The following is a 23,865-nucleotide window of genomic DNA, read 5'->3' as shown; positions in this document are numbered from 1 at the left end:
ATGACCACAACGCCTCGCCGAGGGCTGGAAGCCTGAGTACCTCGACGACCTTCAGTCCACCAGTCAGAGCGCAGTTTCTTTGAAGAGTCCAACATGGGATCGTCGACGGTCGTTCCTGCGGCGTATTTGTGGCGGAGTTGACGCGAGGCGGCATTGCTGCAGCTCAGCCAGCAATCGCAGCCTTCCTGTAAAAGCGTCAATGGCTTTGCAGCGCCGTGGTGATCGCCTCGGGGATGGCAGTTAGAATAGGAGACTGCCGCCGTACTCGGCATGTTGCTGGCTGCCGAAAGCCCCCGAACCGTGGTCGGGGGCTCCCGGATGGCTTCGCGATCGGACTCGCTCGGCCTGGAATGGGACGGTGAGCACTCAGTACGTTACGCGGCGGAGGTCGCGGGGCAGCGTTGACGCGCCGGGTACGGCGGCGAGTGGTCGCTCGCGCGCTAGCAGCCTTCGACTCGGTTCCTAAAAGTCTCCTGCTTGAGTCGTCCCTGCCGGTCATAGACCTGGTGGTCGATCTGGAAGAACCTCAGCGACCCCGCGCGGAGCCGCCATGTCGACTGGACCGTCTTCCAGCTCCCGTCAGGCCAATACGTGGCCGTCCAGTTGAAGACCTCTCTTCCGGTCCTGGTGCCCAGTGCCGGGTCCTCGTAGACAAGAGTCCACCGCCAGACTCCGGAGCCGTTCCCGTGGTGCGGCATAGGGCCGTCCCAGGTGTAGTGCTCGCGGCCCGTGAGGACGTAGTAGAAGGTGCCGGGGTTCCCGCAGATGTCGTCCCCGTAGGCCGTGACCCGGTACTGGTGCCGTCGGTCTCTATCCTGCTTCACAGTCGCCGACGCCGGGGCCGCACTCAACCCGAGCAGTAACGCGGCGAGCGAGAGCACACTGAGGACACGCTTCATGGCCCCTCCCTTGGCTGGCGGACATGCGGCTCCGCACGACTCCGATCAGTACCGGGCATTGTCCTGCTGAAGGATCGCCCCCGTCGATAGGTAGCGCTACGTACGCCGAACGTGTTCGAATTCTTTACGACCCACATGCTCGGACCTACGTTGTGGCATCAGACATGGAACGGGGGGGTCCGCCATGGGGCAGACCACCGCCGGGTTGTCGGTGTCGAGCTCCGCGAATACGGCGACCACATCGGCAGCATGCGTCGGCTCGGCCGCCGTCGAGGAGTGTCACGAGATCAAGGCGTTGGCTTGCGGGCGAGGTGCTGGTTCAGGGACCCGAGATGTATCCCGATGAGGCACGTCGGCTGAACCATCCCAGCAGGGTACCCTCGAATGTCACGACCGCGCCGATACCGCCGACGGCCACGGCAGGCCCCCAGAACCAGTTGTCTGACCACATGCCGCCGAAGCCGAAGGGTAGGTAAGACTGGATCCGGTTGTCCCATCCAGTCCATCCGAAGACGGGGACCGGCCCGTCGTAGAACGTCCAGGCACCTTTCCCGTACGGCTGGTCGTAGACGAAGATCGTGTGCAGAATGCCGCGCTCGTGTGCCTCCTTGAACAGCTGCGGTGAGTCCTTGGGAATCCCCAGCTCGGCGGCCAGCTTCGACAACGCAGGCTTGATCGACTCGTTCCTCACGCGCCAGTCATGGACGAACTGCTCCTCGGTGACCGCGCGACTGGATCGCAGCTCCGCGGCCTTGGCGAATGAGTGATGCATCGGTTCTCGCGCCGGGCCGGCCGGCAACCACCGCAGGAAGCTCTGTACGTCGTCGAACACAACGGCCTCATCCGGGTCGTCGTGCAGACCGACCGCGACGACCCCATGTCCGTTCTTGCCCAAGCCAGGCAGTTGCGCCAGACGTTCAGGAGCGAGGTGTTCGCCGCGGTAAAGGAGGTGAGGGTCCTTCCTTGTTGCCATGGGCTCCCCAGGGATGAGTCGTGTCGTGGTCTGCGAGCGGCATCTCAGGTCTGTCACTCCGTGCGGCGTCGATGTCAACGCTCCTGAACGTCGTACCGCAGCAATGCCCCGGTGACAAGTGAACAGAACCCCCGCGTCCGGACAAGTCTCTTGGCGGCCACCTCCAGATGTCACATCTCGAGGCCGGTTTTGACAGTCATATGACCCCGGAGCATCTGCGGCCAGGCCTGAGGGCACTCGCAGGAGGTATTAATCACGCTTGCTCGATCGAACTTGGCTGGCCCGAGGCCAGCATTCGCCGTTAGTCGGACACACCCATCCGCAGAGATCGAAGTCGAACCAGGTCAGCGTTGGCCTCCGCCTCGGCTATCAGGGGAGGAACTTGGAGAGGGTTTCGGGGTCCCTGGCGACGGCGGTGGAGGAGTCGTCGGCGGTGAGGATGGGGCGTTGGAGGAGGATGGGGTGGGCGACCATTGCTTCGATCCAGGTCTCGCGGTGTGCGGCGTCGCGGGGTACCTCACGGAGAGGTTTGGCTTGGGGTTCGTTGTGGCGGACGAGGTCCCAGGGTTCGAGGTTCAGGCGGGACAGGACATCGGCCAGCTCCGCGGCGGTGGGCGGGTCGTCGAGGTAGCGGCGGACCGTGTAGGCGAGCCCGGCCTCGTCGAGGGCCTTGGTGGCGGTACGGCACTTGGAACAGGCCGGGTTGATCCAGATCTCCACGGGTGAGGTCCTCCACGTCAGAAGTGGTCTCGATCGGCTGCTGGAGCATCAGTACCAGCAATGTGCCGTGAGTCGCCAGGCGGTCGTGAGCAGCAGACGTCGTATGACGCAACCATGGGCGCGGTTCGAAGTCTTCACTCGCGCGGCCGCCGTTCGAAGGTGCGCCGCACGGTATCCGCGTCAACGCCGTCGCGCCGGTCGCCGTGATCACCGACTGGAACGCCCACAGGGCCCGGTTGAACGCACCCGTCACCGCTCTGGTGTCGACTTCGACCGTACGCACCGAACTCGACGCCTGGGCGCAGAAGATTCTCTACGCCGGCGACGTTGGTCGCCACGTTGAGCGTGCGGTCACTGCGATTTCTACGCTCTGAGGATTGAGGGTCAAGTCCCGACGCGCAGGACGTCTAGCAGCTGCAGGGTCCCTCTTCCCCACCGAGCAAGCAGCCCGGTTGGAGGATCCCGACAGGACGCGGGGACGGCTGCAGATGCATCCCTGTGACTGGCGACGACCGCCCCTGACCATTGACGGTCAACGCGTTGACCGGGTCCGACCCGAGGATTAGGTTGTCCGCAGTTCTTCGTTCAATCACTGATGAATGCAACACGAAATTGTCTTTTGTTTGGCGCCAGAAAAGTTAGTCGCCTCATCGAATTGCGGCCGCCGATGGCGATTAAGTTTTATGCCTTGGAGCAAATGGTAGTCAACGAATATCGGTCGACACTGAAGTCGACCTTCTCATGCGGACTCATAAACGGGCGCTGATGACCTGACGGTCTTCCGAACAGGAGCCTTGTTGTGCCCACAGGGCCCAACCGGCACTCGCCCCTTCTTTCGACGAACCCCAGCAACGCACCAGCTGTGACGACCGACCAACAAAGACGGACGTCCGACGATCGTCGGACGACTCGCCTTGTTACTCGGTGCCTAGTGATTCCGGAGTCGACAGGAGGAACGTAATGACTGCGTCCACACAGGAGCCGAGTTGCGATCAGAGAGACTCGGCGGAGTGGCGCGACCAGATCATGAAGTACGGATACGTGATCGTGCATGACGCCGTTCCCGCCGAGGATCTGCAGGCGGTCATCGATGACATGTGGCGACACACCGGCGCCAGGCCGGACGATCCGGATTCGTGGTATCGGCCGGACGTCATCCGGCCGGTGGGCATGGTGGAGATGTATCACTACCAGTCGATGTGGAACATCCGGCAGAGCCCACGGGTCTATGAGATCTTCAAGGCGATTCATCGCACGGACAAGCTCTCGGTGTCGATCGACCGTGTCGGACTCAAGCCGCCGGTAGATCCGCGCTATCCGGAGTACGACCACAAGGGCATGATCCACTGGGATACCGACATGACACAGTATCCCGACATCCCGTTTCGCGTTCAGGGTGTGCTCGCGCTGGCCGACACCGAGCCGGACATGGGCGGTTTCCAGTGTGTCCCCGAGATCTACCAGGACCTCGAGGCGTACCTGAAGACGCAGACGCCCGAGCGGATCGCGTCTCGAAACCCCGACTACTCGGCATACACGGTGACAAGGCCTCGGCTCGCGGCCGGCGACCTGCTGATCTGGACGACCCGGCTCCTGCATGGAAACGGCCACAACACCTCACAGCGTCCGCGGTTCGCGCAGTACCTCAGCATGAATCCCGTCGGCACCGACGAGGCCGCGCGTCAACAGCGGATCCAGTGCTGGCAGGCCAACACCCACCCGTCGGGCGCGGCGTTCCCGGGCGATCCACGCGGGATCGAGGAGAAGCGATCTGCGCCCGCCGAGTTGACTCCGCTGGGACGCAAGCTCCTGGGCGTCGACCTCTGGGACTGAACCATGACCGGCCTCCGTGCGCGAGGGCGCCGGTGTGTCGGGTGTACGAAGGGAGTCGGAGGTGGCCGTCCAGGGCTCAGCAACGAGTTCGGACACTGTCGAGAGGAGCAAGCTTTCGGCGCGTCCGGATGATTCCCGGCACGTGTCCTTGTGGTCGCGAGTGCGGCAGGAACGAGCGATGTATCTGTTCATCCTGCCCGGGTTCTTGTTCTTCGTTGTCTTCCGGTACCTGCCGCTGGCCGGCAACATCGTGGCCTTCGAAAACTACTCCCCGTATCAGGGAATCATCCAGAGCGAGTGGGTCGGGCTGAACAACTTCGTCCAGCTCTTCCAGGACCCGAGGGTGGGGCAGGCGCTCGTTAACACGCTCGTCATCAACGGACTCCAGCTGATCTTCTTCTTTCCCGCTCCCATCGCACTTGCCCTTCTGCTGAACAGCATTCTCTCGCCGACGGTCAAACGGGTCATCCAGACGATCGTCTATCTGCCGTATTTCATTGGCTGGGTCGTGCTGGTCAGCGTTTGGCAGTCCGTGCTTGGTGGCGACGGCCTGCTGAACCAGGCGCTGGCCGACCACGGCTTCGGTGCGATCAACCTGATGAGCAATCCGGAGCTGTTCAAGCCGATGATGGTCGTGCAGTACATGTGGAAGTGCGTGGGTTGGGGCACGATCATCTTCCTCGCGGCCCTCACGAAGATCGACCCGGCGCTGTACGAGTCGGCCGTGGTCGACGGTGCCAGGCCGATCCGTCGAATGTGGCACGTCACCCTGCCGGGGATCAAAGGGATCGCGATCCTGCTGCTGATTCTCAACCTCGGAAACATCCTGACCACCGGGTTCGAGCAGATCCTGCTGCAGGAGCCAGCGGTGGGTGAGCAGGCCGGCCAGGTCCTCGACACCTTCGTCTATCTCGAGGGAGTCGTGGGCGGCAACTGGGGCTTGGCGACCGCCGTCGGCTTGTTCAAGGGTGTGGTCGGCACGATCCTGATCGTCGTGGCGAACAAGGTCGCGCACCTGCTCGGTGAGGATGGAGTGTTCTGATGGCACTACGCACGGCACCGCCACGGGCTTCCCACCCGATCTGGATCGAGAAGGCGTCCGTCGGCACTAGTATCACGAAGGTCGTCACCATCGCGGTCATCGTCGGCGTGATGCTGTTCCCGTTCCTCTACGTCCTGTCGGTCAGTCTGTCCACCCAGGCGGACCTTGCCGGATCGTCGGTGACGCTGATCCCGAAACACCCAACGCTGGAGGCGTACCGGCAGATTCTGGCCGGTGGCGTGGTCACCCGCGCCCTGGTGGTGAGCGTGTGCGTCACAGTCGTCGGCACCGTCGTGAGCATGGTGATGACGACGACGTTGGCGTACGGGCTGACCCGCACGCGCCAGGTACCCGGAAGCAGACTCGTCCTGCTCATGGTGCTCGGGACGCTGCTGTTCAGCGCCGGCATCATCCCCAACTACCTGCTCGTTCGGTACCTGGGGATGCTCAACTCCTACGAGGCCCTGATCGTGCCCGGACTGATCAGCGCGTTCAACCTGGTTGTCGTCCGGCAGTTCTTCATGAACATCCCCGACGAGTTGACCGACGCAGCGCGGATCGACGGGGCCGGTCCCTTCCAGGTGTTCTGGCACATCATCCTGCCGTTGTCGAAGGCGGTCCTGGCCGTCGTCGCGTTGTTCTACGGCGTGGCCTTGTGGTCGGACTTCTTCAACGCGCTCATCTACCTGAACGACACGACAAAGTGGCCCATCCAGTTGGTCCTGCGACTGTTCGTCCTTCAGGGCCAGAACATCGCACAGAGTCAGCAGGTCGGCCAGCCGGCTCCACCGGCGGAGACCGTGCAGATGGCAGTCGTGATCATCGCGACCGCGCCGATCATCCTCGTGTACCCGTTCCTGCAGAAGTACTTCACACAGGGCGTTCTGTCAGGCGCGGTCAAGGGATGAGAAGCGACAACGCGGCCCCAATTGGATGCCGCGTCGATGCTCCAGGAAGGTGAACAGAGATGGAATCTGGCGATCTACCAAGCCCAGGTATCGGCGTTGGTGGGAGAGTGGACAGAAGGATCTTCCTTTCGGGACTCGCTGGAGCGGGCCTGGCGTTCCTGGGCGGGTGCGGAAAGGCGAGCTCGTCGAGTGCCAGTTGTGTCTCCGAGCTGAAATTTCCGGCGAGCACGGTGAAGCACCAGCCGGAGGAGGTCGTGTCGAAGGTCAAGAACACGCCGATCGCGTGGACGGCCTACCCGAAGCCGTACGTCACGATGCCGGAGCCCCCCGGCAAGGGCGGCACGGTGTCCACGTTCCAGATCCTCTTCAGCTCGCCGCCGCCAGGGCTGGGCAAGAACCCGTGGTGGCAGGAGCTGAACAAGCGACTCAACGTCAAGTTGCAACCAACTCTCGCGCCGTCGCCGGACTACGCCACGAAGCTGCTGACCCTGGCCGCGAGCGGCAACTTCCCGGACATCACCTACATCAACTTCAACCAGAACGGCCAGTACAACGGTGCCGGCTTCCAGAAGTTCATCGCCCAGGGCGCGTTCCACGACCTGACGCAGTACCTCAGCGGTGACGGGCTCAAGGACTTCCCCAACCTGCAGCGGATCCCGCCGCTGACGTGGCAGGGCAGTTCGTTCCAGGGCAAGCTCTACGGCGTCCCGTATCCGATCCAGGCCGTCAACGGGCAGCTCGGCATGTACCGCAAGGACTGGGCCGAGAAGCTCGGCGTGGACAACCCTAAGAATGCCGACGAAGTGCTGAAAATGTTCGTCGCCTTCGCCACCCAGGACCCCAACGGTGACGGGAAGAGGAACACCTACGGCCTGGACGGGTTGCGCCAGAGCATGTGGATGGGAATGTTCCGCGCTCCGAACAACTGGCGGCTCGGCAAGGACGGCACCCTGCAGAAGGACTTCGAGACCGAGGAGTACAGGGCGGCGCTGGAATTCACCAACAAGCTCTGGAAGAAGGGCGCGATCCATCCCGACGCGCTGACCCTGACGCTGAACCAGAACCAGGACCTCCTCCATGGTGGACGGACGGGGTTCTTCACGCAGGGTGGGTGGGGCTTCTTCGGCAACCAGCCGAACACCGACTACACCCAGACGAGGCAGAACAACCCGAAGGCGAACCCCCAACCGTGGCTGCCGCCAGGTCACGACGGCGGGAAGCCCGCGATGGCGATCGGGACGGCGAGCTACGGCTTCGGCGGTATCCCGTCGTCCGTCAAGGACGAGAAGAAGATCGTCGAACTGATCCACATCATGGAGTACTGGGCGGCTCCTTTCGGCAGCGAGGAGTTCACCTTCATGTACAAGGGCATCGAGGGCAAGATGTTCAACTACGTGAAGGGCGCGCCGGTCGCGGTGTCCAACGGCAACCAGAACTGGGCGAACGGCATCAACTACCTGTGCGGCCCGGGTGAGATCAACTACTTCTACGCCAACCAGCCCGGCGAGGCCGAGCGGATGCAGCACTGGCAGGAGGAGTCACTCGACGGCGCGACGGCGGACCCGACCCAGGGCCTCTACTCGCCGGCGTGGGTGCAAAACGCGGCGAGCCTGGTGAAGATGGAGCAGGACGCGTTCAACCGGATCGCGACGGGCGCCCAGCCGATGTCCCACCTCGACGAGGTCATCAAGACCTGGAAGCGCCAGGGCGGCGACCAGGCTCGCAAGGAGTTCCAGGACGCACTCCAGAAATGCAAGTGACGAGCTGAGCGCCGACGGCCGAGCACCCCACCCAGAGGTCAGGTAACAATCGGAAGGGCAGGCGGTCGCCCGACGCAACGTCGAAGGCCGATGGTGCGGAGGGGGTGCGCGGGATCAGGTCGGCAAGTTCAAGGCCGCGTTCTCAGCGCTCCATGCTCAGATCGAGTGCAGCCCCGGCCGCGCGGGCTCCGCGGGCTCGACCGGGATGGTGACCGGTTGAGCTTCGTAGAGCGGAGGGTGAGGCGGCGGCCGGTGGGGACAGGTTGGCGTGCGTACCGGTCACGTGACCACCTCCGCGCTCTCAAACTGTGGAGCGTAGGTGAGAGACAGCGTCGACGGCGCGGGACTGGTCCGTACTTGGCCGTCACCTCGTCCAGTCACGGCACTACGCTTGGTGACACTTGGGCCGCGCAGTCCTCATCGACCAACGACAGATGGAGGTGGCGGATGTCGCACCCTCCTGAGGACAGATGGAGGTGGCGGATGTCGCACCCGCCTGAGGTTCGCCCGCACGCACAGGGTGGGGCCGGAGCCGCGTTGCCGCGGCGGAGGGTGTTGCAGCTGTCAGGTGTCGCCACGGTGGGGGCCGCGCTCCCGGCGTTGGGGGGTGTGAGCGCCCAGGCGTCGAGTTCGGTGCGTACGGTCGATGTCGATACCAGGGTGGTGACGGGCGCGTTCAACCGAGCCCTGTTCAGCTGCACCGGCTACGCCCAGCTGAAGCTCGACGGGTCGGCCCTGGCGTTGGACAGCTACCGGCAGCTCAACCCGGTAGGAACGCAGGCCCGGATCGAGGTCATGATGAACCAGGCCTCACCGGCGCGGGGAGAGTTCCGTCCCGACCAGATGCTCCGGTTCGTTGACAACACCGGCGACGCCTATGTCAACCACGTCGATGGTCTGGGCATGGAGCCGGTACTGCTGTGCGCGTACAACACCGGCTGGCTCACCCAGACCGGAGCGTTGAACGAGGCGCCGACCGATCCGAGGGCGTGGGCCGACATCGTGGCGAACGTCGTCTCACACTTCAACGGAGAGGGCACCGACCCCGACTACCGGCTGCGCGTCCGCTATGTCGAGGTGTGGAACGAACCGAACCTGGAACAGTTCTGGCTCGGCAGTGACGAGGAGTACTTCGAGCTGTTTCGGATCACCGCGGACCTCATCCATGCGCGGTTCCCGGGAGTGCTCGTCGGCGGGCCGGTGTTCTCACCGGGGATCGAGGGCTATTACGACTACGGCAAGGCGTTCATCGACGCGGCCGGCGAGCACATGGACTTCTTCGTCTACCACTCCTACGGCGACACCCCAGCCAAGGTCGTCGCGGACCTGCGGCTGTGGGAGTCCTACATCCGCGACCACACCACCAAGGCGGACCCGAAGCTGATGGTGACAGAGTCGGAGTCGTTCTTCGACTCCGCCGCGCTCAAGGTGCAGGACCTGTTGGGCCGGCAGTTTTCCCTCATCGAGAACAGCGGCCACCTGCTTGGCTGGCACCAGTTCACGTTGCTGGAGTATCGCGAGGGCACCTACACCTTCGGGCTGGTCCGCCGCGACGGCTCGGTGTTCGACCGCAACTACTGGCCCTACTGGTTATTCCGCGACGTCCGAGGCGAGACTCTGCGCGTCTGGACGCAAGGCGCCCGGTCCCGTGGGGAGCACGTGGTGGCGACCCGCGACGAGGACGGCCGCGGCGTCAGCGTCGTGTACTGGCGTGACCCGGCCCTCGCGGACGGATCTCAGCCGACCCGGTTCACGATGGAGCTTCCGGGCGACGGGCGTGACCGAATCCTTGTGGTGTCGATGGTGAGTGGTACGTCCGGGCAGGTCGTCGCGGCGCGACGCGTCGACGGGCACGCCGGGCTGCTGACTGAGACGGTGCGGCTTGCCCCCGGCGTCGCCGTCGCCCACACCCTCGTCGATGCCGGCGATGCGAGGGTGCCGTGGCTGGGGTTGGCCGCGAGCGCGCCGAGCGTCACCGTCGGGTCGACGTTCACCGCCACCGCCCGCCTGGTGAACACCACGCCGGCCGCGGTGAGCGGGGTTGTGCGGCTGATCGGCCTCCCCGGTGACTGGCAGGTGCGGCTTGTCTCCGGCGCGAAGGAGTTCGCGGACTTGGAGACCGGCGGCGTGGCCAGCGCGGCCTGGGAGATCTCGGCCACCTCAGCCGCGACGGACATCGCCTACCACGCGGACGTTCAGGTGACTGGCGCCGACGCCACGCACTCCATCCCCCTCCGGATCAACGCCACCGCGAGCTGACCAGACCACGCCGCCGTCGCCGTCGACGACAGCTTGCGCCCAGTGACATCACATCCGCTGAGCACCTCGACAATCTGACTGGAGGCCTCATGCTCCCCACTCCGTTGATAGGCCGACAACTTCGGCGGAGGGATCTCCTTGCTTATGGGGCGGCGATAGGCGCGGCACCACTCGGACCGCGGATGGGCGATCAACTCCTCCGACGCCAGCCAGAAGCCGCCCGTGGCACCGGTTTCAGGGCGGTCGTGAGCACGCTCGACCTCGACGGCCACGACAAGGGTGTCCGGGTGGCACTCGCCTCGCTCCAGGGGCTGGTTGCACGTCAGCGGCCGGAGATCTACTTGCTACAAAGCTGGGACGACGTACGCAACAACCATGGCTACCTACAGTGGTACATGGACAAGGGCTGGGTCAGGGAAGAACACCGCTACAACGATCCGTACCGGCTGATCGCTCACTTCCGTGACACTGCCCGGGGCCTCGTGGTCGTCGATCCCGAGCAGGAGCACACGCTGAACGTGGCGACCAACGTCGCCGGCGTCGAGAATCTGCTGATCGTCTACCCGGATCAACTGACTGAGGTGGACCTACCGGTGGTCTACGACCTGCGCGGGAAGTTCGCGGACGCGGCGAGCGCCTACGCCTGGGCGTATGAACGCTTCTGGCCACGGCAGAGCCGGGCCATGCTGTGCTGCTTCCATACCTCCGTCGCGCACGACTTTCAAAGGGACTATGCCGTCCAGCATCGACTGCACACGTTCTGGCTGCCGGGCCCGGACGACCCAGACCACAGCCCGGAACTGGACGCGCACGTCCACCGGCTGTTGCACGATGCACCCGCCAACATTCCGGTTCTGGGGTTCTGGAGCGCGGTGAGTGACGAAGGCGCGCCGCGGGGAGTTGGGGAGTACGCCGGGGTAAAGCTGGCCGGCGCTTACGCGAAGTACACCTGGGTGTCGGACTGGGCAGGCAACTACAGCTTCCATGCGGCGGCGCCCATCAATGCGAAGGCTTTCGAGCGCCAGCCCGCCCGCCGCAAGATCTTCCGCCCTTACCGGCCGGACGTGACCTACGTGTCGCTGATCATGATCGAGAGCGGGGACGCGCCCGGCTATCTGCAGTACGGGCTGCGGTTCTTCCAGTGGGACGACCCGGTGCGCGGGCAGGTGCCGATGTCGTACGGCATCACACCAGCGGCGCGGACGCTCCTTCCCGGGATCCTGCAGTGGCTGTATGAGACCGCGACACCCAACGACTACTTCTTTTCCTCGATCTCCGGGGCCGGATACTGCTATCCGCTGGAGGGGTACGGCTCGGCAGGCGCGGTCGACCGAGCGGGGCGTCAGCTGACTCAGCAGGAGGTGGTCGCGGACTACTTCCGAGCCACCGGCGAGCGGATGTCCGGCCTCGACATGGACATGCTCGGGCTCTACTCCCACCCCTGGACGCCGTGGACCATTGCCGACGACACGTTCGTCGACGACACCATCGTCCCCAACATGCCCAATGTGACCGCCGTCCTCGCTGACATGGGCCGCAACGACGGCACCACTGCATCCAATGCAAACATCATGGCTGCGGGCGGTGTCGGTGTTCACCACACACTCACGCGCTGGTCGAACCAGCCGTGGTATCCGCCGTACGACACCACCAACGACGAGGCGGCAGCGCGGTGGCTTGCTGACGAGATCCGTACGAATCCGGCCGGGGGGGAGGTTCGTCCAGGCGATGTTCTACAGCTGGCACTACGGTCCTCGGCGGCTGCGACGCGTCGCCGACCTCCTCGAACCAGAAGGCTACGTCTTCGTCACAGCCGACGAGTTCGACCACCACTGGAGAACGGCGAACGGCAAGAACGGACCGAGTTGAAGCCGCTGCTGGCATTTCTGTGAAGAGGATCAGAATACTGCGGCTGAGTCTGTGCGAGACCGCATCACCTTGGCGGGCGGCGTGGCCGTCGTCGCGGTTATGGTTGGGCGGATAGCACGGATCCCGCGACCGCTCCCTGGGCGGACATGTGGCACGATGCTCGTCCCTAGGTGGGCAGAGTTGGCCGGCCTGCGGGTGGTGGTTCGGCGACGTCGAAACGCGGTCCACTCGAACCTGGACCCCCTGTTCGGGCACGTTGCTTCGACAGCTGCAGTGGTGTCAGGTCGGGGCTTGTGCTCATGGTCACGCGGCCTGGGGATGGGTGCGTTCGACGAGTGGCGCCCATGCACGTCTGACGTCGAGGGGGAGGACGAGGTCGGGCCACAGGTCGACCAGGAGGGCGCCGTCGATGTAGGTGAGGATGTCGTCGGCGGTGCCTTCACGTAGGACGATCTCGTAGACGCGGGCGCGTTGCTGTCGATCGGCGAGGTCGTAGGTCAGGTCGGGAGCCGACCAGTTCAGGTGACGCGGCAGTCCCACTTGAGCCAGCCTTCGATCGCCGGTAGGCGGGGCAGCTGGGTGGGCACGGGCAAGAGCCTGTCGGCGCGTCCTCCTACCTGGGAGAACTCGACCAAGGGAACGAGGTCAAGGTCGAACCCGGCAGCCCGGATGATCCGCGGCGCGGTCGCAAAGGTCGGCCCCTTGGTGCCGGACAGATACGCCGAAAGTGTCGGTCTGGACGTGCCGGCGCGCCGGGCCGTTCGGCCCGGGTCATACCCGCCAGCCGTCGGGCACGGTCGAGAAGGTCACCTGCCCGCGTGGCCGCCTCCTCCTACCCGAGACCTGAACCGTATCTAGTTGGATACGGTGCCAGAACTTCGGTGCCCGCCTCGACGTCATGCGATGTGCTTGGGCTCCAAGCGATCATGTGCTCACGCAATTCGGTGTTCATCGACCTGAGAACAGTCGGTTGGCCTGGGAGAGCTCCCGGCAGGATCTGCTGTTGGCCGAGCAGGCCGCGACTGGCCATAGGGTTCTGGAGGCCGAACAGCCCCTTCGCCTGTGCTGGCGTACGGGCGAGAGTTCGTTCATCCCCGTCCGTACCGGCTGATCGACCTGGCGAGCGCCGCGGGGATGGCGGTCTCGGGGGTGCGGACCGCCTACGACAGGGGGTCGCCGAGGGTGCCGAGCAGCTCGGTGTCCGACCTCCTCATGAACCGGATCCGCCCGGCTCATCAGCTTCCCGGTGGGCTCACCGGCACCGAGGACGGAGATGCCGGCCCGGCGAGTGTCTGCCCAGGCCAGACGGCGCGAGGGTTCAAGACGGTGACCGCAGGACTGGCGCAGAAGTCCCGCACAATTGCCGTGTGTGAGCGGTCTTGGATCGCGTGGGGGCCGAGCCCTGGAGGGGGCTTCGGCAATTGCGCGGCGGTTGTCGCGACGTTCTGCGGTTGCGTCGCCCGGTGAGCCCAAGGCTCGCTGACCTGCGCAGGCGCCCGTTGCGGGGGGTTCTGCGTATTGTGCGGATACTGCGGCGGGTTCACGTCTCGTGGGACCTACGTCGCCGAGCCTTCCATCCGCAAGCGTGAGCGTCTGATCTCGTTCACTGACGACATGCGTTCCCGCGGCTTTGACGCCGGGCGCAGTGGTCTTGCCGGCGGCGTTCTCGCCGACGAGCGCGACGACGGGATTGCGAGCCGTCTCGGACAAGCGGCGTCTCGGACAGCGGCGTCCGGACAACTAGGCAGGTGCGCCTCGTCCTCTCGACCTCGCGTTGACCTCAGCACCGCCCCGACCGCGCTAGCTAACGTGCGATGTTGAGTCGCGCGTCGTACTGCTGACTCTGGGCGTCGATCACGAATCCTCCGTTGCCGACATTGGCGTACGCGGTGGCTCGCCGTACGTCTGGACCGATGGCGAGCTGGGGTGTCGTGTGGCCGAAGGAACTGTCCATCCACAGTGTTCCACCGAGGTGCTGGACACCGCTGTTCCGAGACTTCCACTGCTGTAGGACGACGCTCCCGCTGCCGGCGATGTCGGACCCTGTGGTGCATGCCCAGGCGAGGGAGTTGAAGAAGCGCGCCTTTCCGGAGAACGACCCGGCGACGTCGAGGTATCGCTTTCCGCCGCCTCCGATCGCGACGAGCTGCGTGTTGGTGAAGTCGATGCCATATCCAGTTCCCGTGAGCTGGATGGCGCGCTCGCTGTTGTCGACGCCGTGCCCGTGCACGCGGATGTTCGACGAACTTCCGCCGATCACCAGGCCGTAGGCCACTCCAAAGCCGAAGTCGTTGAAGAGTACGGCGTCATCGGAGTTGGTCAGCTCGAATCCGCTCGACACACTGGAGGGATGATCGAGCCACCAGTTGGCGGGCGGAGCATTCGCCTCGCGGGCGCCGTCCTGCCAGTCGCCGACAGAGTTCATGGCATTGTCGATCCGTACGCCGTCGGCACCGACCACGGAGACGAAGGTCTTCAAGCCGAGCCCGCGCAGGTACTCGCTCGAGAAGCCATCTTTGGTGACACTGATCCCCGTGTAGGAGTCGGGGAGGGTGACGTCGACGGCGTACGCATCGACACCGCCGGTTGCGATGGTCGCGGGATAGGCGATCGGCTTGTCGTACCGCTGGTACGGGTAGTAGACGCTGAGTCCGCGGACACCAGCGTGCCGGCTCAAGGTGATGAACGCTGTCCCTGACGGCTTTCCCTCGTTCTCGGTCGCGACAAGCACACTGCCGCGTGGCGAGATGCCGTAGTGGTGCGGCCCGTCGGCGACACCTCGAAGCTCCACATCGCGTGGAATCTTGATGTGGCCGGTAAGGCGGTATCGTCCAGCCGGCACATAGACGGTTCCGCCGCCTGCTGCCGACGCGGCGTTCAGAGCCTGCGCGAAAGCTGATGTGTCGTCGTCGATGCCGTTGCCCTGTGCACCGTAGTCGCTGACGGAGTGCAACGCGTCACTGTCCGGATGCTGCGTCCCGACCGGCTCCGGTCCGGGATCGGCTGTCGGCGCCGCCGGGAAGTCGGTGGGCCTCCATGTTGTGTTGTCGATCTTGACATCGCCCTTACTCAGGTTGGTGATGTCGGGTGCGCCGGCGAATGTGTTAGCGGCGAACACGGCCGAGCTCACGCCGGCACCGAGGCAGGCGTCCGGCTTGTCGGCGAGGAAGCGGCTTGCCGTCACCGAGACCGATCCGGAGTCGGCGCGGATCGCCGCTGAGTCGGTCGACCAGTCTGTGAACGTGGCATGGGCGAAGCTCAGGAGTGCGGTGCCCGACAACTGGACCGGCGTACCGTCTGGAGCCCCAAGGGTCACGTCGTTGAACATCAGGCCGTTGAGGGGATTCGCGGCGATGTTCTGCGTCGCGAAGACCGACACGGACTCCGGCCCGGATGTCTCGAAGCTGCTGTGACTGAAGACGAAGCCGATCTCATTCACTGAGTCGACCTGCAGTCCCACTTTGCCGTGAGCCGTGTGTATGCCCCAGGCCTGTCCGTTGGACGAGCCGAATGGCGTTTCAGCCAGCCGCATCCCGACCTCGTAGTCGTCCATGCTCAGGGCGTACAGGTACTCCCAGTCGGACTTGAAGATCGTCACGCCAGTCGCGTGGGAACGAAGATAGGAGCGAACGTCGGCCTCGGACGGAACTGTCCTGGGAGCCGTCGCAGGCCACCCGGACCAGTACGCCGGGCCCAGATGCACCGACTGCAACCGGCCGATGTCGTACACCGCGTCGAGTGAGAATCCGTCGTCGAGGAACGTGCCGTACACGTTCCGGACGAAGTGCCCGTTGTTCTGAGCGATCTTCACACCACGGTAGGAATTGACGAAGGTCAGGTCGAACAGGTTCGGGCCGTAGTAGCCGTCGTGCGGATCGGACTGGATGGTCCACGGGTACGGCTGCACGGCTGCTGCATCGTCCTGTTCGGGATACCAGATCGTCAGACCGCGCACGGTGGCGGCGTCGTGGGTGGTGATGAACGGTGTGCCGGACGCGTCGCCACGTCCCGCGTACGCTGCCAGGATCGTGCCCTTGCCGAGTCCGCCCGCGTCTGGACTCGCCCAGTCGCCGCGCAGTGTCACAGAGGCTGGGATGACCAGGTTTCCCTTGATGTCGTAGCGCCCCGCGGGTGCGAAGACGACACCGCCGCCGTCCTCACCGGCCGCGTCCAGGGCAGCCTGGATCGTGGCGGTGTCGTCGCCGTCGTCGTCCGGCTTCGCGCCCCATTCGGTGACGTCGTAGCTCGCGATGGGCACGTCGGCGGAGCCCAGCGTCGTGTGTACGACCCGAGGATTCGCGGGGATGTCGACCTTCTCTTCGATGCGGATGTCGTCGATCTTCAATGTCTGTGGGTCGTCGAGGAACTGGAACATCCTGAAGAACGTGATCGCTGACAGGTCTGGACTTCCGACAGTTCCCGACGAGGCGAAGGGGAGACGTATGTCGTTCCAGCCGTTGTGGAGGTTGGCACGCACGGGCGCCATGTCCCAGTCCATCTCGTCCTCGTCCGGGTGGCCCGAGCTGGTGAGCTCCACCTGACCTGGACGGTCGCCGAGCTTCGACGCGTCCGAGACGTACAGCGAGAATGCCAGGATCCCCGTCGCCCGGTTGGTCTTCGTGTCGATCGGCGCACCGAACGGGCGGGTGAAGAAGTCGGGTCCGGGACCGGTCGAGGCGATACTGGCCGCACCCTCCTTCTTGTCGGCTGTGTCCAGTGCCAGGGTATTGGCTCCGGAGGACGTCCAGCCAGCCAGCGAGTCGCAGGAGTCGACAGTGGCGACCCTGCGGTCGAGTGCCGAGGCCGGAGTCGGCGTAGCCACTACCGCGACCAGGCCGGAGAACGCGAGGCCCAACGCGAGTAATCCGCCGTACAGCCGCTCTGATCTCACCACGGTGCGACCTCCAATTGACGGGAGCTGTCGGCGTCAACCCTTGACGGCGCCGAGAATGATGCCCTTGACGAATTACCTCGGCAGGTCCTGGGTGGGGGAGTTCATGCCGCTCATGCCGAGCATGCTCTGGTCGATGATGGAGGAGCGCACGACGACCTGAAGTGGCCACTTCGAGTTGTCCATGAGGAAGAAGGGCCCCGGTGAAGAAGTCGTTCCAGTGCGCGATGAAATCCTGCATCGGGATCAGGTTGAACGGCGGCACGAGGCCGTAGAACATCTGACGCTCGGTTCACGTGCCCCGACCTGAGCGGAGCGGCCACGGGGAGGCTGGCCCGGCGACTGTCTGCCCAGGTTCGGACGGCGCGGGCGGTTCAAGACGGCGAGGCCGCAGAACTGGCGGAGAAGTCCCGACACTTGCCGTGGGTGCGCTGTCTTGGATCGCGTGGAGACCGAGTCCTGTGGGGGCTCCCGGCAATTGTGCGGCGGCTATCGCGACGTTCTGCGGTTGCGTAGCCGGTGAGCCCAAGGCTCGCTGACCTGCGCAGACGTTCGTTGCGCGGGTTCTGCGTGGTGTGCGGATGCGGCGGGCTCACATCCCGTGGGACCTACGTCGCCGAGCCGTCCATCCGCGAGCGTGAACTCCTGGCCTCGTTCACTGACGGCATGCGTTCCCGCGGCTTGAAGCCGGGGGGCGCTCAGCCTGGGCGACGCGATTGGCTCGAACCACTTCAGGACAGACCGGTCGCGCCACCTTCTACGTCCAAGCCCGCAGTACGGTCCGTGCACCCAGGATTCCTCTGCCCTGGATGGTGTTACCTCGCTTTCACCGTTGCGCACCGCCGTGGTGATCACTACGATCTGCGCACATTGGTATGTACCAATCATCGGCCCTCGGACAACAAGAGGTGGACATGCATGAACCCAATCGCATCAGTCCCTGGCGGCGTCGGCACCTCCCTGTAGCGCGCGGACTCTTGGCCGTGGTCGCGATCGCCGCACTCGCGGTCGGCACTCAGGCCTCCGCTTTGGCCGCCACGGATCAGGAGCCACGGCCAAGAAACCTCGCCGCCGGTCTCGGATACAGCTGGTCGCAGGCACCGGACGCCGCATATCCAGACGACGGCAGGGAACTTACCGACGGCCACTACGGATCGCTGGACCGCAATGACCCGGCCTGGGTAGGTCACACGAAGGGTGAGACCCGCGAAGTGGTGATCGACCTCGGCAGCAGGAAGTCCGTGTCGCGCATCGACGCCCACTTCCTGCAAGACTGGCCGGCCTCCTCGATCCTCGTACCACTGACGGTTTCGATGTATGTCTCGCAGGACAGCAAGTCATGGGCACTGCTGGCGCACAAGTCCACCCAGTTGCTGTGGGGTGACGGGCCGCCTCGGGACGAGACGTACTTCTGGGATGGTGTCGTCGACGGGTTCCCCGACCGCAACGACGAAGGCACGATGGCGTACGCGCGGTACGTCAAGGTGATGTTCTCCGTGCACACCCGCGCATCGCAGCTGCTGGACGAGGTTGAGGTTCTCGGCTTCGACGGAAGAACCAAGCAAGCTGCGACACCTCGGCCCGACCATACGGCCTACCTCACGCCGGGCACATCGACGGCGGGTATCAGTGACCTTGCCCTGCTGTACAACGGGCACTACGAGAGCGGCAAGGGGAACTGGACCAAGGATCGGATCATCCCGTACTTGGAGTACGTCGACACCGCCGGGAGACCGGTCGAGCAACTCTTCGACGGAGTTCTCTATCTCGGCCTGCGAACCCCAGAGGGCCGAGACTTCGGCTCCGGGAGCACGACGCTCTCGGACTGGATGTGGTACCTCAACAAGACATTCGCTGCACAAGGCGATCTGGAGCAGCTGAACGAAGCCGCCGGGCAGGTCGCCAACGATCTGGGCAAGCCCGGACTGCGCACCAAGGTTGTTCTGATGATCCCAGACCCTGGTGAGTCCCTGACCGACTTCGGTGATGTCGACGGCGACGGCGTGACCGAGGATGTCAACGAGTCTTCTGTCGGTCGCGAACAGGCTGTGGCCAACCGCGAGAAGATCGTCCGTTGGTGGATAGACACCGTCGAGACGCGCTGGGCGAACGCCGGCTACACACACCTGAAGTTGTCTGGGTTGTACTGGCTCTCCGAGCAGATCAGCGTGAGCGCTTCCGGGCCCGAGACACTGCGTCGGGTGAGCGCGGCCGCGCACGACAACGGTCACAAGCTCTTCTGGATCCCCCACTTCCTTGCCTACAAGAGTTACATGTGGTCCGACGTGGGCATCGACGCAGCAGCATTCCAGCCGAACTACTTCTTCGAGGACATGAGCGCCGAGCGTATCGAGGACGCGTCCGCCATCGCCAAGCGCTACGGGATGGGCGTCGAGGTCGAGTTCGACGAGCGGATGCTTACGGACGACGTGTTCCGCGACCGCTACATCACCTACCTGAACGGTGGAGTCAAGTACGGTTACATGAAGAGCGCGTTCCTTGCTTACTACCAGGGCAACGATGCGGTTCTTCAGGCGGCGAACAGTAGCGACCCGCGCCAGAGGGTCCTTTACGACTGGCTTCACGAGTTCGTTCGCGGCACCTATCGGCCACAGTCGACCGGCTGATGCGAGGTCACTGTCGACTTCGCCGGTCACAGAGTTTGGGAGTGTAGTCCAGCCTCTGGGCAGCGGAGCGTCGCGTGGACGATCCCACCGTTCACCCGGCGCTTCGCCGGCCTTGCCGGACGCAGCTCATCGGACGGCCGGGCCATCTACCTCAAGGGCGGAGGTCTACTCGAAGGAGATCACGTCCTGTGAGGGTGAAGAGGTAGTCGCCATTTTCGCTGCCTGCGAGTTGCGGGAAGCTTGCCGGCCCGGCATGAAGGTCGTCGACGAGCACGCGTGATGCGCCCCGGGTTCGGCGGAGGCTCTGCCCTGCCCTGGGTTCGATGGAGTCGAGAATCTGGACTCTCATGCGACTGGGATGATGCGTGTGCGTTCGAACTCTATCGGTGTGAGCATGCCGAGGGCGCTGTGCCGGCGTTGGCGGTTGTGCCAGATCTCGAGGTAGTCGAACATCGCGTTGGCGAGCTCGATCCGGGTCTTCCACTTCTTGCGGTCCAGTAGTTCGACCTGCACTCGCGACCAGAACGACTCGATCATCGCGTTGTCGTAACAGTCGCCCACGCTGCCCATCGAGGGCACCAGGCCGGAGTTCTTGGCGCGGTCGGTGAAGGCCCATGATCCGAACTGGGTGCCCTGGTCGGAGTGGATCACGGTCCCGGCCGTTGTGGTGTTCCCATGTCGGGTGTCGATCGCCATCCCGAGGGCGTTGGTGACCAGTGCGGCGTTGGGGGATGCGTCGATGGCCCAGCCCACTACCCGCCGGGAGTAGGTGTCCAGCACCACACAGCAGTAGACCTTGCCCTCCCGGGTTGGGTGTTCGGTGATGTCGGTGACCCACAGCTGGTTCGGCAGGGACCGGCTGAAGTCGCGGTTGACGCTGTCGGTGGAGATGTTGTCGGGCTTCATGCGCTTCCACTTCGGGCGTCCTGTCACCCCGTGCAGGCCGGCACGCTGCATCAACAACTCGACCTGGCAGTGGCCGACCGCGACACCGTGGCCGAGGGTGAGTTCGGCGTGGACCCTCCGGCCGCCGTAGATGCCGCGGGAGTCGGTGTGGACCTGTCTGATCAGGTCGGTCAGCCACGCGTGCCGCACGGCACGCTCGGCCGGGGCGCGGCTGAGTCGTGCGTAGTATCCGGACTCCGACACGGCTAGGACCCGGCAGGCGACCTGGACAGGGAGCTTCTCGGCAGCCATCACCTCGACCGCCGAGAACTTCCTTTTGGGGTTGCTTCCTCCCGCAGCAGTTCAACGGCCCGCCGTGCGACGGCCAGCTCGGTCTCCAGGTCGGCGATCCGTTTCTTCGCCGCGGCCAGCTCTTCCTTCTCCTTGCTCGTCAGGCCAGCGACGAGGCCCTTGTCGATGCGGTCTTGGTGTCGCCAGGCGTAGATCGACTGCTCGCTGATGTCGAGGTCGTGCGCGACCTGGGCGACGCTACGACCTTCCTCGAGCAGGTCGAGGACCTTACGACGAAACTGCGGCGGGTAACCCCGTCTTCCCACTCTGGCCTCCTGGTGTCAGGCACCAGAATCCAGCAATTTCGACTCCACAGAACCCGGGACACACCACTCTCAGGTTCGGGGTTGTCACGGCGCCAGGCGTTCACCCAGTTGCCCAGCGTGCCGTCATGGATCCCAAGATCACGGGCCACCTCAGCGATCGGCTTCCCGGTCTCGATCACCATCTGCACCGCCTCAGCCTTGAACTGCGGACTGAACTTCCGGCGCTTCTCAGACATGGGACTACATCCTCTCCAATCAGGAGTCCCTGTCCAAGATCAGTGGTACACCCCAGTAGTAATCGCGGTGCCGGTGTCGCGGGCGCGGTGCGCATCGAGGTAGCGGGTGATGATCTCGGGCAGTGCGTCCACTGCGACCCTCTGGGGCTGATTGTCGGGCACGGATGTCCTCCTGGGGACTGGTCAGATGGTCGGTGTAGTGCCGCCGTCGATGACGTACTCGGCGCCGACGATTGTGGAGGCCCGGTCAGAGACCAGGAAGGCGACCAGCTCGGCCACCTCCTCCGGCCGGTTGGGCCGGCCGAGCGGGATGCCGCCCAAGGAGTCCATGAGCCGGCCGAGCGCTGCCTCGTGGCTGATGCTTGCGTCATGCGCGATGCGGGCGATCAGCCGGTCGGCGGCTGTGGTGTGGGTGAAGCCGGGCGAAACGGCCGTGACACGAACTCCGTGCGGAGCAACCTCGTTCGCCAGCCCCTTGCTATAGGTGGTCAGTGCAGCCTTGGCGGCTGCATAGGCGAGCGTGCCGTTCCATAGCGGCATGCGGCGCTGGATGGACGTAACGTGCACGATCACGCCCTTGCCGGCCTGGATCATGCCAGGGAGTAGGCCCCGGTCCAGGCGGACGGCGGCCATCAGGTTGGTATTCAGTTCCAGGGCCCAGTCGTCCTCGCTGAGCACCGCGAAGCCGCCGGCGGGTGCCTGAGATCCGCCGAGGGTGTTGACCAGAATGTCGATGCCGCCCAGGCGGGCATCCACCTCGGCGACGACCTGCGCGGCGCCTTCGACAGTGGTCAGGTCTGCGGCGATGAACGTGTCCGCCCTTACGTCATCCGGGCGGCTGCGGGCGGTGACAAGCACGGTCGCCCCGCCCAGACGGAGGCGGCTCGCGATCGCGGCGCCGATGCCCTTGGTGCCGCCACTGACCAGCGCGCGCCGGCCTACGACAGATTCGCTGTTGGGCATTGGTCACGTTCCATTCCCTGGGAATCCTGCCAGGTCAGGCAATCCTGCCACTCTATCTGGCTTGACCTTAGAGGAGGCTGGCGTGCCGACCGCGTGCCCCGAATGGGCCGCAAAGTCCAGGATGACTGTGGCTCTCCATGCACAACTTCGCGCTCGGGCGCGGCGGGAGAAGACGTGCCCCCGCGTACGCGAACAGACTCGCAATGCGTCGCCCTTTGCTAACGCCGTTGCTAACACAGGGCCTGGACGGACCTGGACTCGGGCGGACGTTCTGACCTTTGCGCCGCCGGTTGACAGACGCAGTGGACACCGGCAGAAGGTCCGCATGGAGGTTTGGATCTGAGGTCCGCGTGTGATTGCGCTCACCGAAGTTCCCCACTGACGCTCATCGAGGAGGTTCAGCAGGGTCACTCCAGGCCACTTGCTCACGCGGTGACACAGCCACAAGGGGTCGATTCGTGCAATTCCCAAGCTGATACGCCGCTCCCGGGCGCCGAGCTGCGCACGAGACCTAGAGCGAGGCCCGTACGGGGTAGCGCGGAGATTCGATCGGCGCGCACCTGGGTAGCTCTGCCGTGGCGGTGAATCGACACGACCGCAGCCGCCCGTCTTTTCGTCGAGGATGTCGGGCCAATCCGGGCTCCGGCCTGATGTGTAGAGGACTGCAAGTTTTACGCCCTCCCGCTTGGAAGATCTGGCAAAGCGGAAGCCACCTTGATTGCCCACGGGTAAGAGCCGCTGGATCGGATCGTCGCCAGTGTGCCCAGCTGTTCCGCCCGCGTACTCTGCATCGAGCACCAGGTCAGCGCCGCGCAGCTTATCGAAGGAGTAGAGCTGTCGTGAGGACGTCACCGGATCACCGTAGATCCTATGCGCCTGTTTCGCGGCATCTACCCCCGGCGCCGACGCCGGTGAAACAGAACCGGTCACCGGGCCGTCGGACCAGCCGGCTGCCAGGCGTGGCTGCCGAGGTCGGCACCCGGTTCGCCTTCCAGTCCAGCACCAGCGCCGGGTCCATCTCGATGCCCTGTGCGTGCTCGACGAGGTCGGCCAGACGCACGGCGACCGGTGCGGCTGCATCCCACATCTCGGTCCAGCCGTCGAGGCGTTACTGGCGGGCAGCCCCGTGGCGGGCCACGCCGTGACCAGACTCAGCACCTCGGCCCCTGCCCATAGCGCGGCCGCTCGGTGCGGCACGGTGGCGACCTCGACGACGGGTTCGGCCGCGGTCGCGGTGGGTCTGCAGGCATGTTCGTTGCCGTTGTTGGTGATGCCGACCTTGTAGAGGCCCCACGCCGGGAAGCGGAACAGGTAGACCCGGTGCGGGCAGGGAAAGGTCGGCGGCGCCGTCGTACACGAAGCAGGGCACCACCTCTCGGTTGA

The 23,865-nt window shown here is 64.8% G+C and carries 17 protein-coding genes and 2 pseudogenes; 7 read left to right on the top strand and 12 right to left on the bottom strand.

What is annotated here, in order from left to right; translation table 11 throughout:
- Positions 1 to 440 precede the first annotated feature (440 nt).
- The 3 genes from F4554_RS25460 to F4554_RS25450 form a co-directional block, all read right to left on the bottom strand.
- The gene (locus F4554_RS25460) at positions 441 to 899 is read right to left on the bottom strand and encodes a hypothetical protein (protein ID WP_179789921.1); all 459 of its coding nucleotides are present in this window, start codon (positions 897 to 899) and stop codon (positions 441 to 443) included.
- A gap of 319 nt (positions 900 to 1,218) precedes the next feature.
- Positions 1,219 to 1,794: a hypothetical protein gene (locus F4554_RS25455; protein ID WP_179789920.1), complete on the bottom strand. Its 576-nt coding sequence runs from the start codon at positions 1,792 to 1,794 to the stop codon at positions 1,219 to 1,221.
- 447 nt (positions 1,795 to 2,241) lie between these two features.
- Positions 2,242 to 2,592, bottom strand: coding sequence for an ArsC/Spx/MgsR family protein (locus F4554_RS25450; RefSeq protein WP_179789919.1), 351 nt, complete (start codon positions 2,590 to 2,592; stop codon positions 2,242 to 2,244).
- A 960-nt stretch (positions 2,593 to 3,552) separates the two neighbouring features.
- On the opposite strand from F4554_RS25450, the gene F4554_RS25445 reads away from it, so the two are divergent.
- The 6 genes from F4554_RS25445 to F4554_RS25420 all read left to right on the top strand — a co-directional run bounded on the left by F4554_RS25445 (position 3,553) and on the right by F4554_RS25420 (position 12,286).
- Positions 3,553 to 4,425, top strand: coding sequence for a phytanoyl-CoA dioxygenase family protein (locus tag F4554_RS25445; RefSeq protein WP_179789918.1), 873 nt, complete (start codon positions 3,553 to 3,555; stop codon positions 4,423 to 4,425).
- Positions 4,426 to 4,603: 178 nt separating this feature from the next.
- Positions 4,604 to 5,467, top strand: a complete 864-nt coding sequence (locus F4554_RS25440) for an ABC transporter permease (RefSeq protein WP_179789917.1) — start codon at positions 4,604 to 4,606, stop codon at positions 5,465 to 5,467.
- The gene (locus F4554_RS25435) at positions 5,467 to 6,375 is read left to right on the top strand and encodes a carbohydrate ABC transporter permease (protein ID WP_179789916.1); all 909 of its coding nucleotides are present in this window, start codon (positions 5,467 to 5,469) and stop codon (positions 6,373 to 6,375) included. The genes F4554_RS25440 and F4554_RS25435 overlap by 1 nt, the downstream gene beginning before the upstream one ends.
- A 254-nt stretch (positions 6,376 to 6,629) precedes the next feature.
- Positions 6,630 to 8,135 carry an extracellular solute-binding protein gene (locus F4554_RS25430; protein ID WP_179789915.1) on the top strand — a complete coding sequence of 502 codons (1,506 nt, stop codon included), beginning with the start codon at positions 6,630 to 6,632 and terminating at the stop codon, positions 8,133 to 8,135.
- Between the two features lie 483 nt (positions 8,136 to 8,618).
- On the top strand, positions 8,619 to 10,394 hold the full coding sequence (locus tag F4554_RS25425; RefSeq protein WP_179789914.1) for a GH39 family glycosyl hydrolase: 1,776 nt from the start codon (positions 8,619 to 8,621) through the stop codon (positions 10,392 to 10,394).
- 245 nt (positions 10,395 to 10,639) lie between these two features.
- Positions 10,640 to 12,286, top strand: coding sequence for a GxGYxYP domain-containing protein (locus tag F4554_RS25420; RefSeq protein ID WP_179789913.1), 1,647 nt, complete (start codon positions 10,640 to 10,642; stop codon positions 12,284 to 12,286).
- 280 nt (positions 12,287 to 12,566) lie between these two features.
- Here F4554_RS25420 and F4554_RS31635 read toward each other — a convergent pair whose 3' ends face one another.
- The 3 genes and pseudogenes from F4554_RS31635 to F4554_RS25410 all read right to left on the bottom strand — a co-directional run bounded on the left by F4554_RS31635 (position 12,567) and on the right by F4554_RS25410 (position 17,157).
- A complete protein-coding gene (locus F4554_RS31635; RefSeq protein WP_202889461.1) occupies positions 12,567 to 12,803 on the bottom strand; it encodes a hypothetical protein in 237 nt (78 codons plus the stop codon).
- Positions 12,782 to 13,030 (bottom strand): annotated as a pseudogene (locus F4554_RS34150) (helix-turn-helix domain-containing protein); the annotation flags it as partial. The gene F4554_RS31635 and the pseudogene F4554_RS34150, both read right to left, overlap by 22 nt.
- Positions 13,031 to 14,067: 1,037 nt before the next feature.
- A complete protein-coding gene (locus tag F4554_RS25410) occupies positions 14,068 to 17,157 on the bottom strand; it encodes a glycosyl hydrolase family 28-related protein (protein ID WP_179789912.1) in 3,090 nt (1,029 codons plus the stop codon).
- 980 nt (positions 17,158 to 18,137) lie between these two features.
- On the opposite strand from F4554_RS25410, the gene F4554_RS25405 reads away from it, so the two are divergent.
- A complete protein-coding gene (locus F4554_RS25405) occupies positions 18,138 to 19,781 on the top strand; it encodes a DUF4855 domain-containing protein (RefSeq protein WP_337796195.1) in 1,644 nt (547 codons plus the stop codon).
- 345 nt (positions 19,782 to 20,126) lie between these two features.
- Here F4554_RS25405 and F4554_RS25400 read toward each other — a convergent pair whose 3' ends face one another.
- The 6 genes and pseudogenes from F4554_RS25400 to F4554_RS25385 all read right to left on the bottom strand — a co-directional run bounded on the left by F4554_RS25400 (position 20,127) and on the right by F4554_RS25385 (position 23,562).
- Positions 20,127 to 20,978, bottom strand: coding sequence for an IS3 family transposase (locus tag F4554_RS25400; RefSeq protein ID WP_179789910.1), 852 nt, complete (start codon positions 20,976 to 20,978; stop codon positions 20,127 to 20,129).
- Positions 20,978 to 21,283: a transposase gene (locus F4554_RS32645; protein WP_337796194.1), complete on the bottom strand. Its 306-nt coding sequence runs from the start codon at positions 21,281 to 21,283 to the stop codon at positions 20,978 to 20,980. Before F4554_RS32645 ends, F4554_RS25400 begins: the two co-directional genes overlap by 1 nt.
- Positions 21,284 to 21,369: 86 nt before the next feature.
- Positions 21,370 to 21,519, bottom strand: a pseudogene (locus tag F4554_RS32640) (transposase); the annotation flags it as partial.
- A gap of 39 nt (positions 21,520 to 21,558) precedes the next feature.
- Positions 21,559 to 21,681 (bottom strand): hypothetical protein, encoded by a 123-nt coding sequence (locus F4554_RS33255; protein ID WP_272955910.1) that lies wholly within the window; start codon positions 21,679 to 21,681, stop codon positions 21,559 to 21,561.
- A gap of 21 nt (positions 21,682 to 21,702) precedes the next feature.
- Complete coding sequence (locus F4554_RS25390) at positions 21,703 to 22,482, bottom strand: SDR family oxidoreductase (protein ID WP_179789908.1); 780 nt, start codon at positions 22,480 to 22,482, stop codon at positions 21,703 to 21,705.
- 3 nt (positions 22,483 to 22,485) lie between these two features.
- Positions 22,486 to 23,562 carry a hypothetical protein gene (locus tag F4554_RS25385; RefSeq protein ID WP_179789907.1) on the bottom strand — a complete coding sequence of 359 codons (1,077 nt, stop codon included), beginning with the start codon at positions 23,560 to 23,562 and terminating at the stop codon, positions 22,486 to 22,488.
- Positions 23,563 to 23,865 lie beyond the last annotated feature (303 nt).

The sequence above is a fragment of the Actinopolymorpha rutila genome (genome assembly GCF_013407855.1).
Classification (GTDB): domain Bacteria; phylum Actinomycetota; class Actinomycetes; order Propionibacteriales; family Actinopolymorphaceae; genus Actinopolymorpha; species Actinopolymorpha rutila.
The sequence above is the reverse complement of the archived record's forward strand: the minus strand, read 5'-3'. Positions and strand labels throughout refer to the sequence as shown.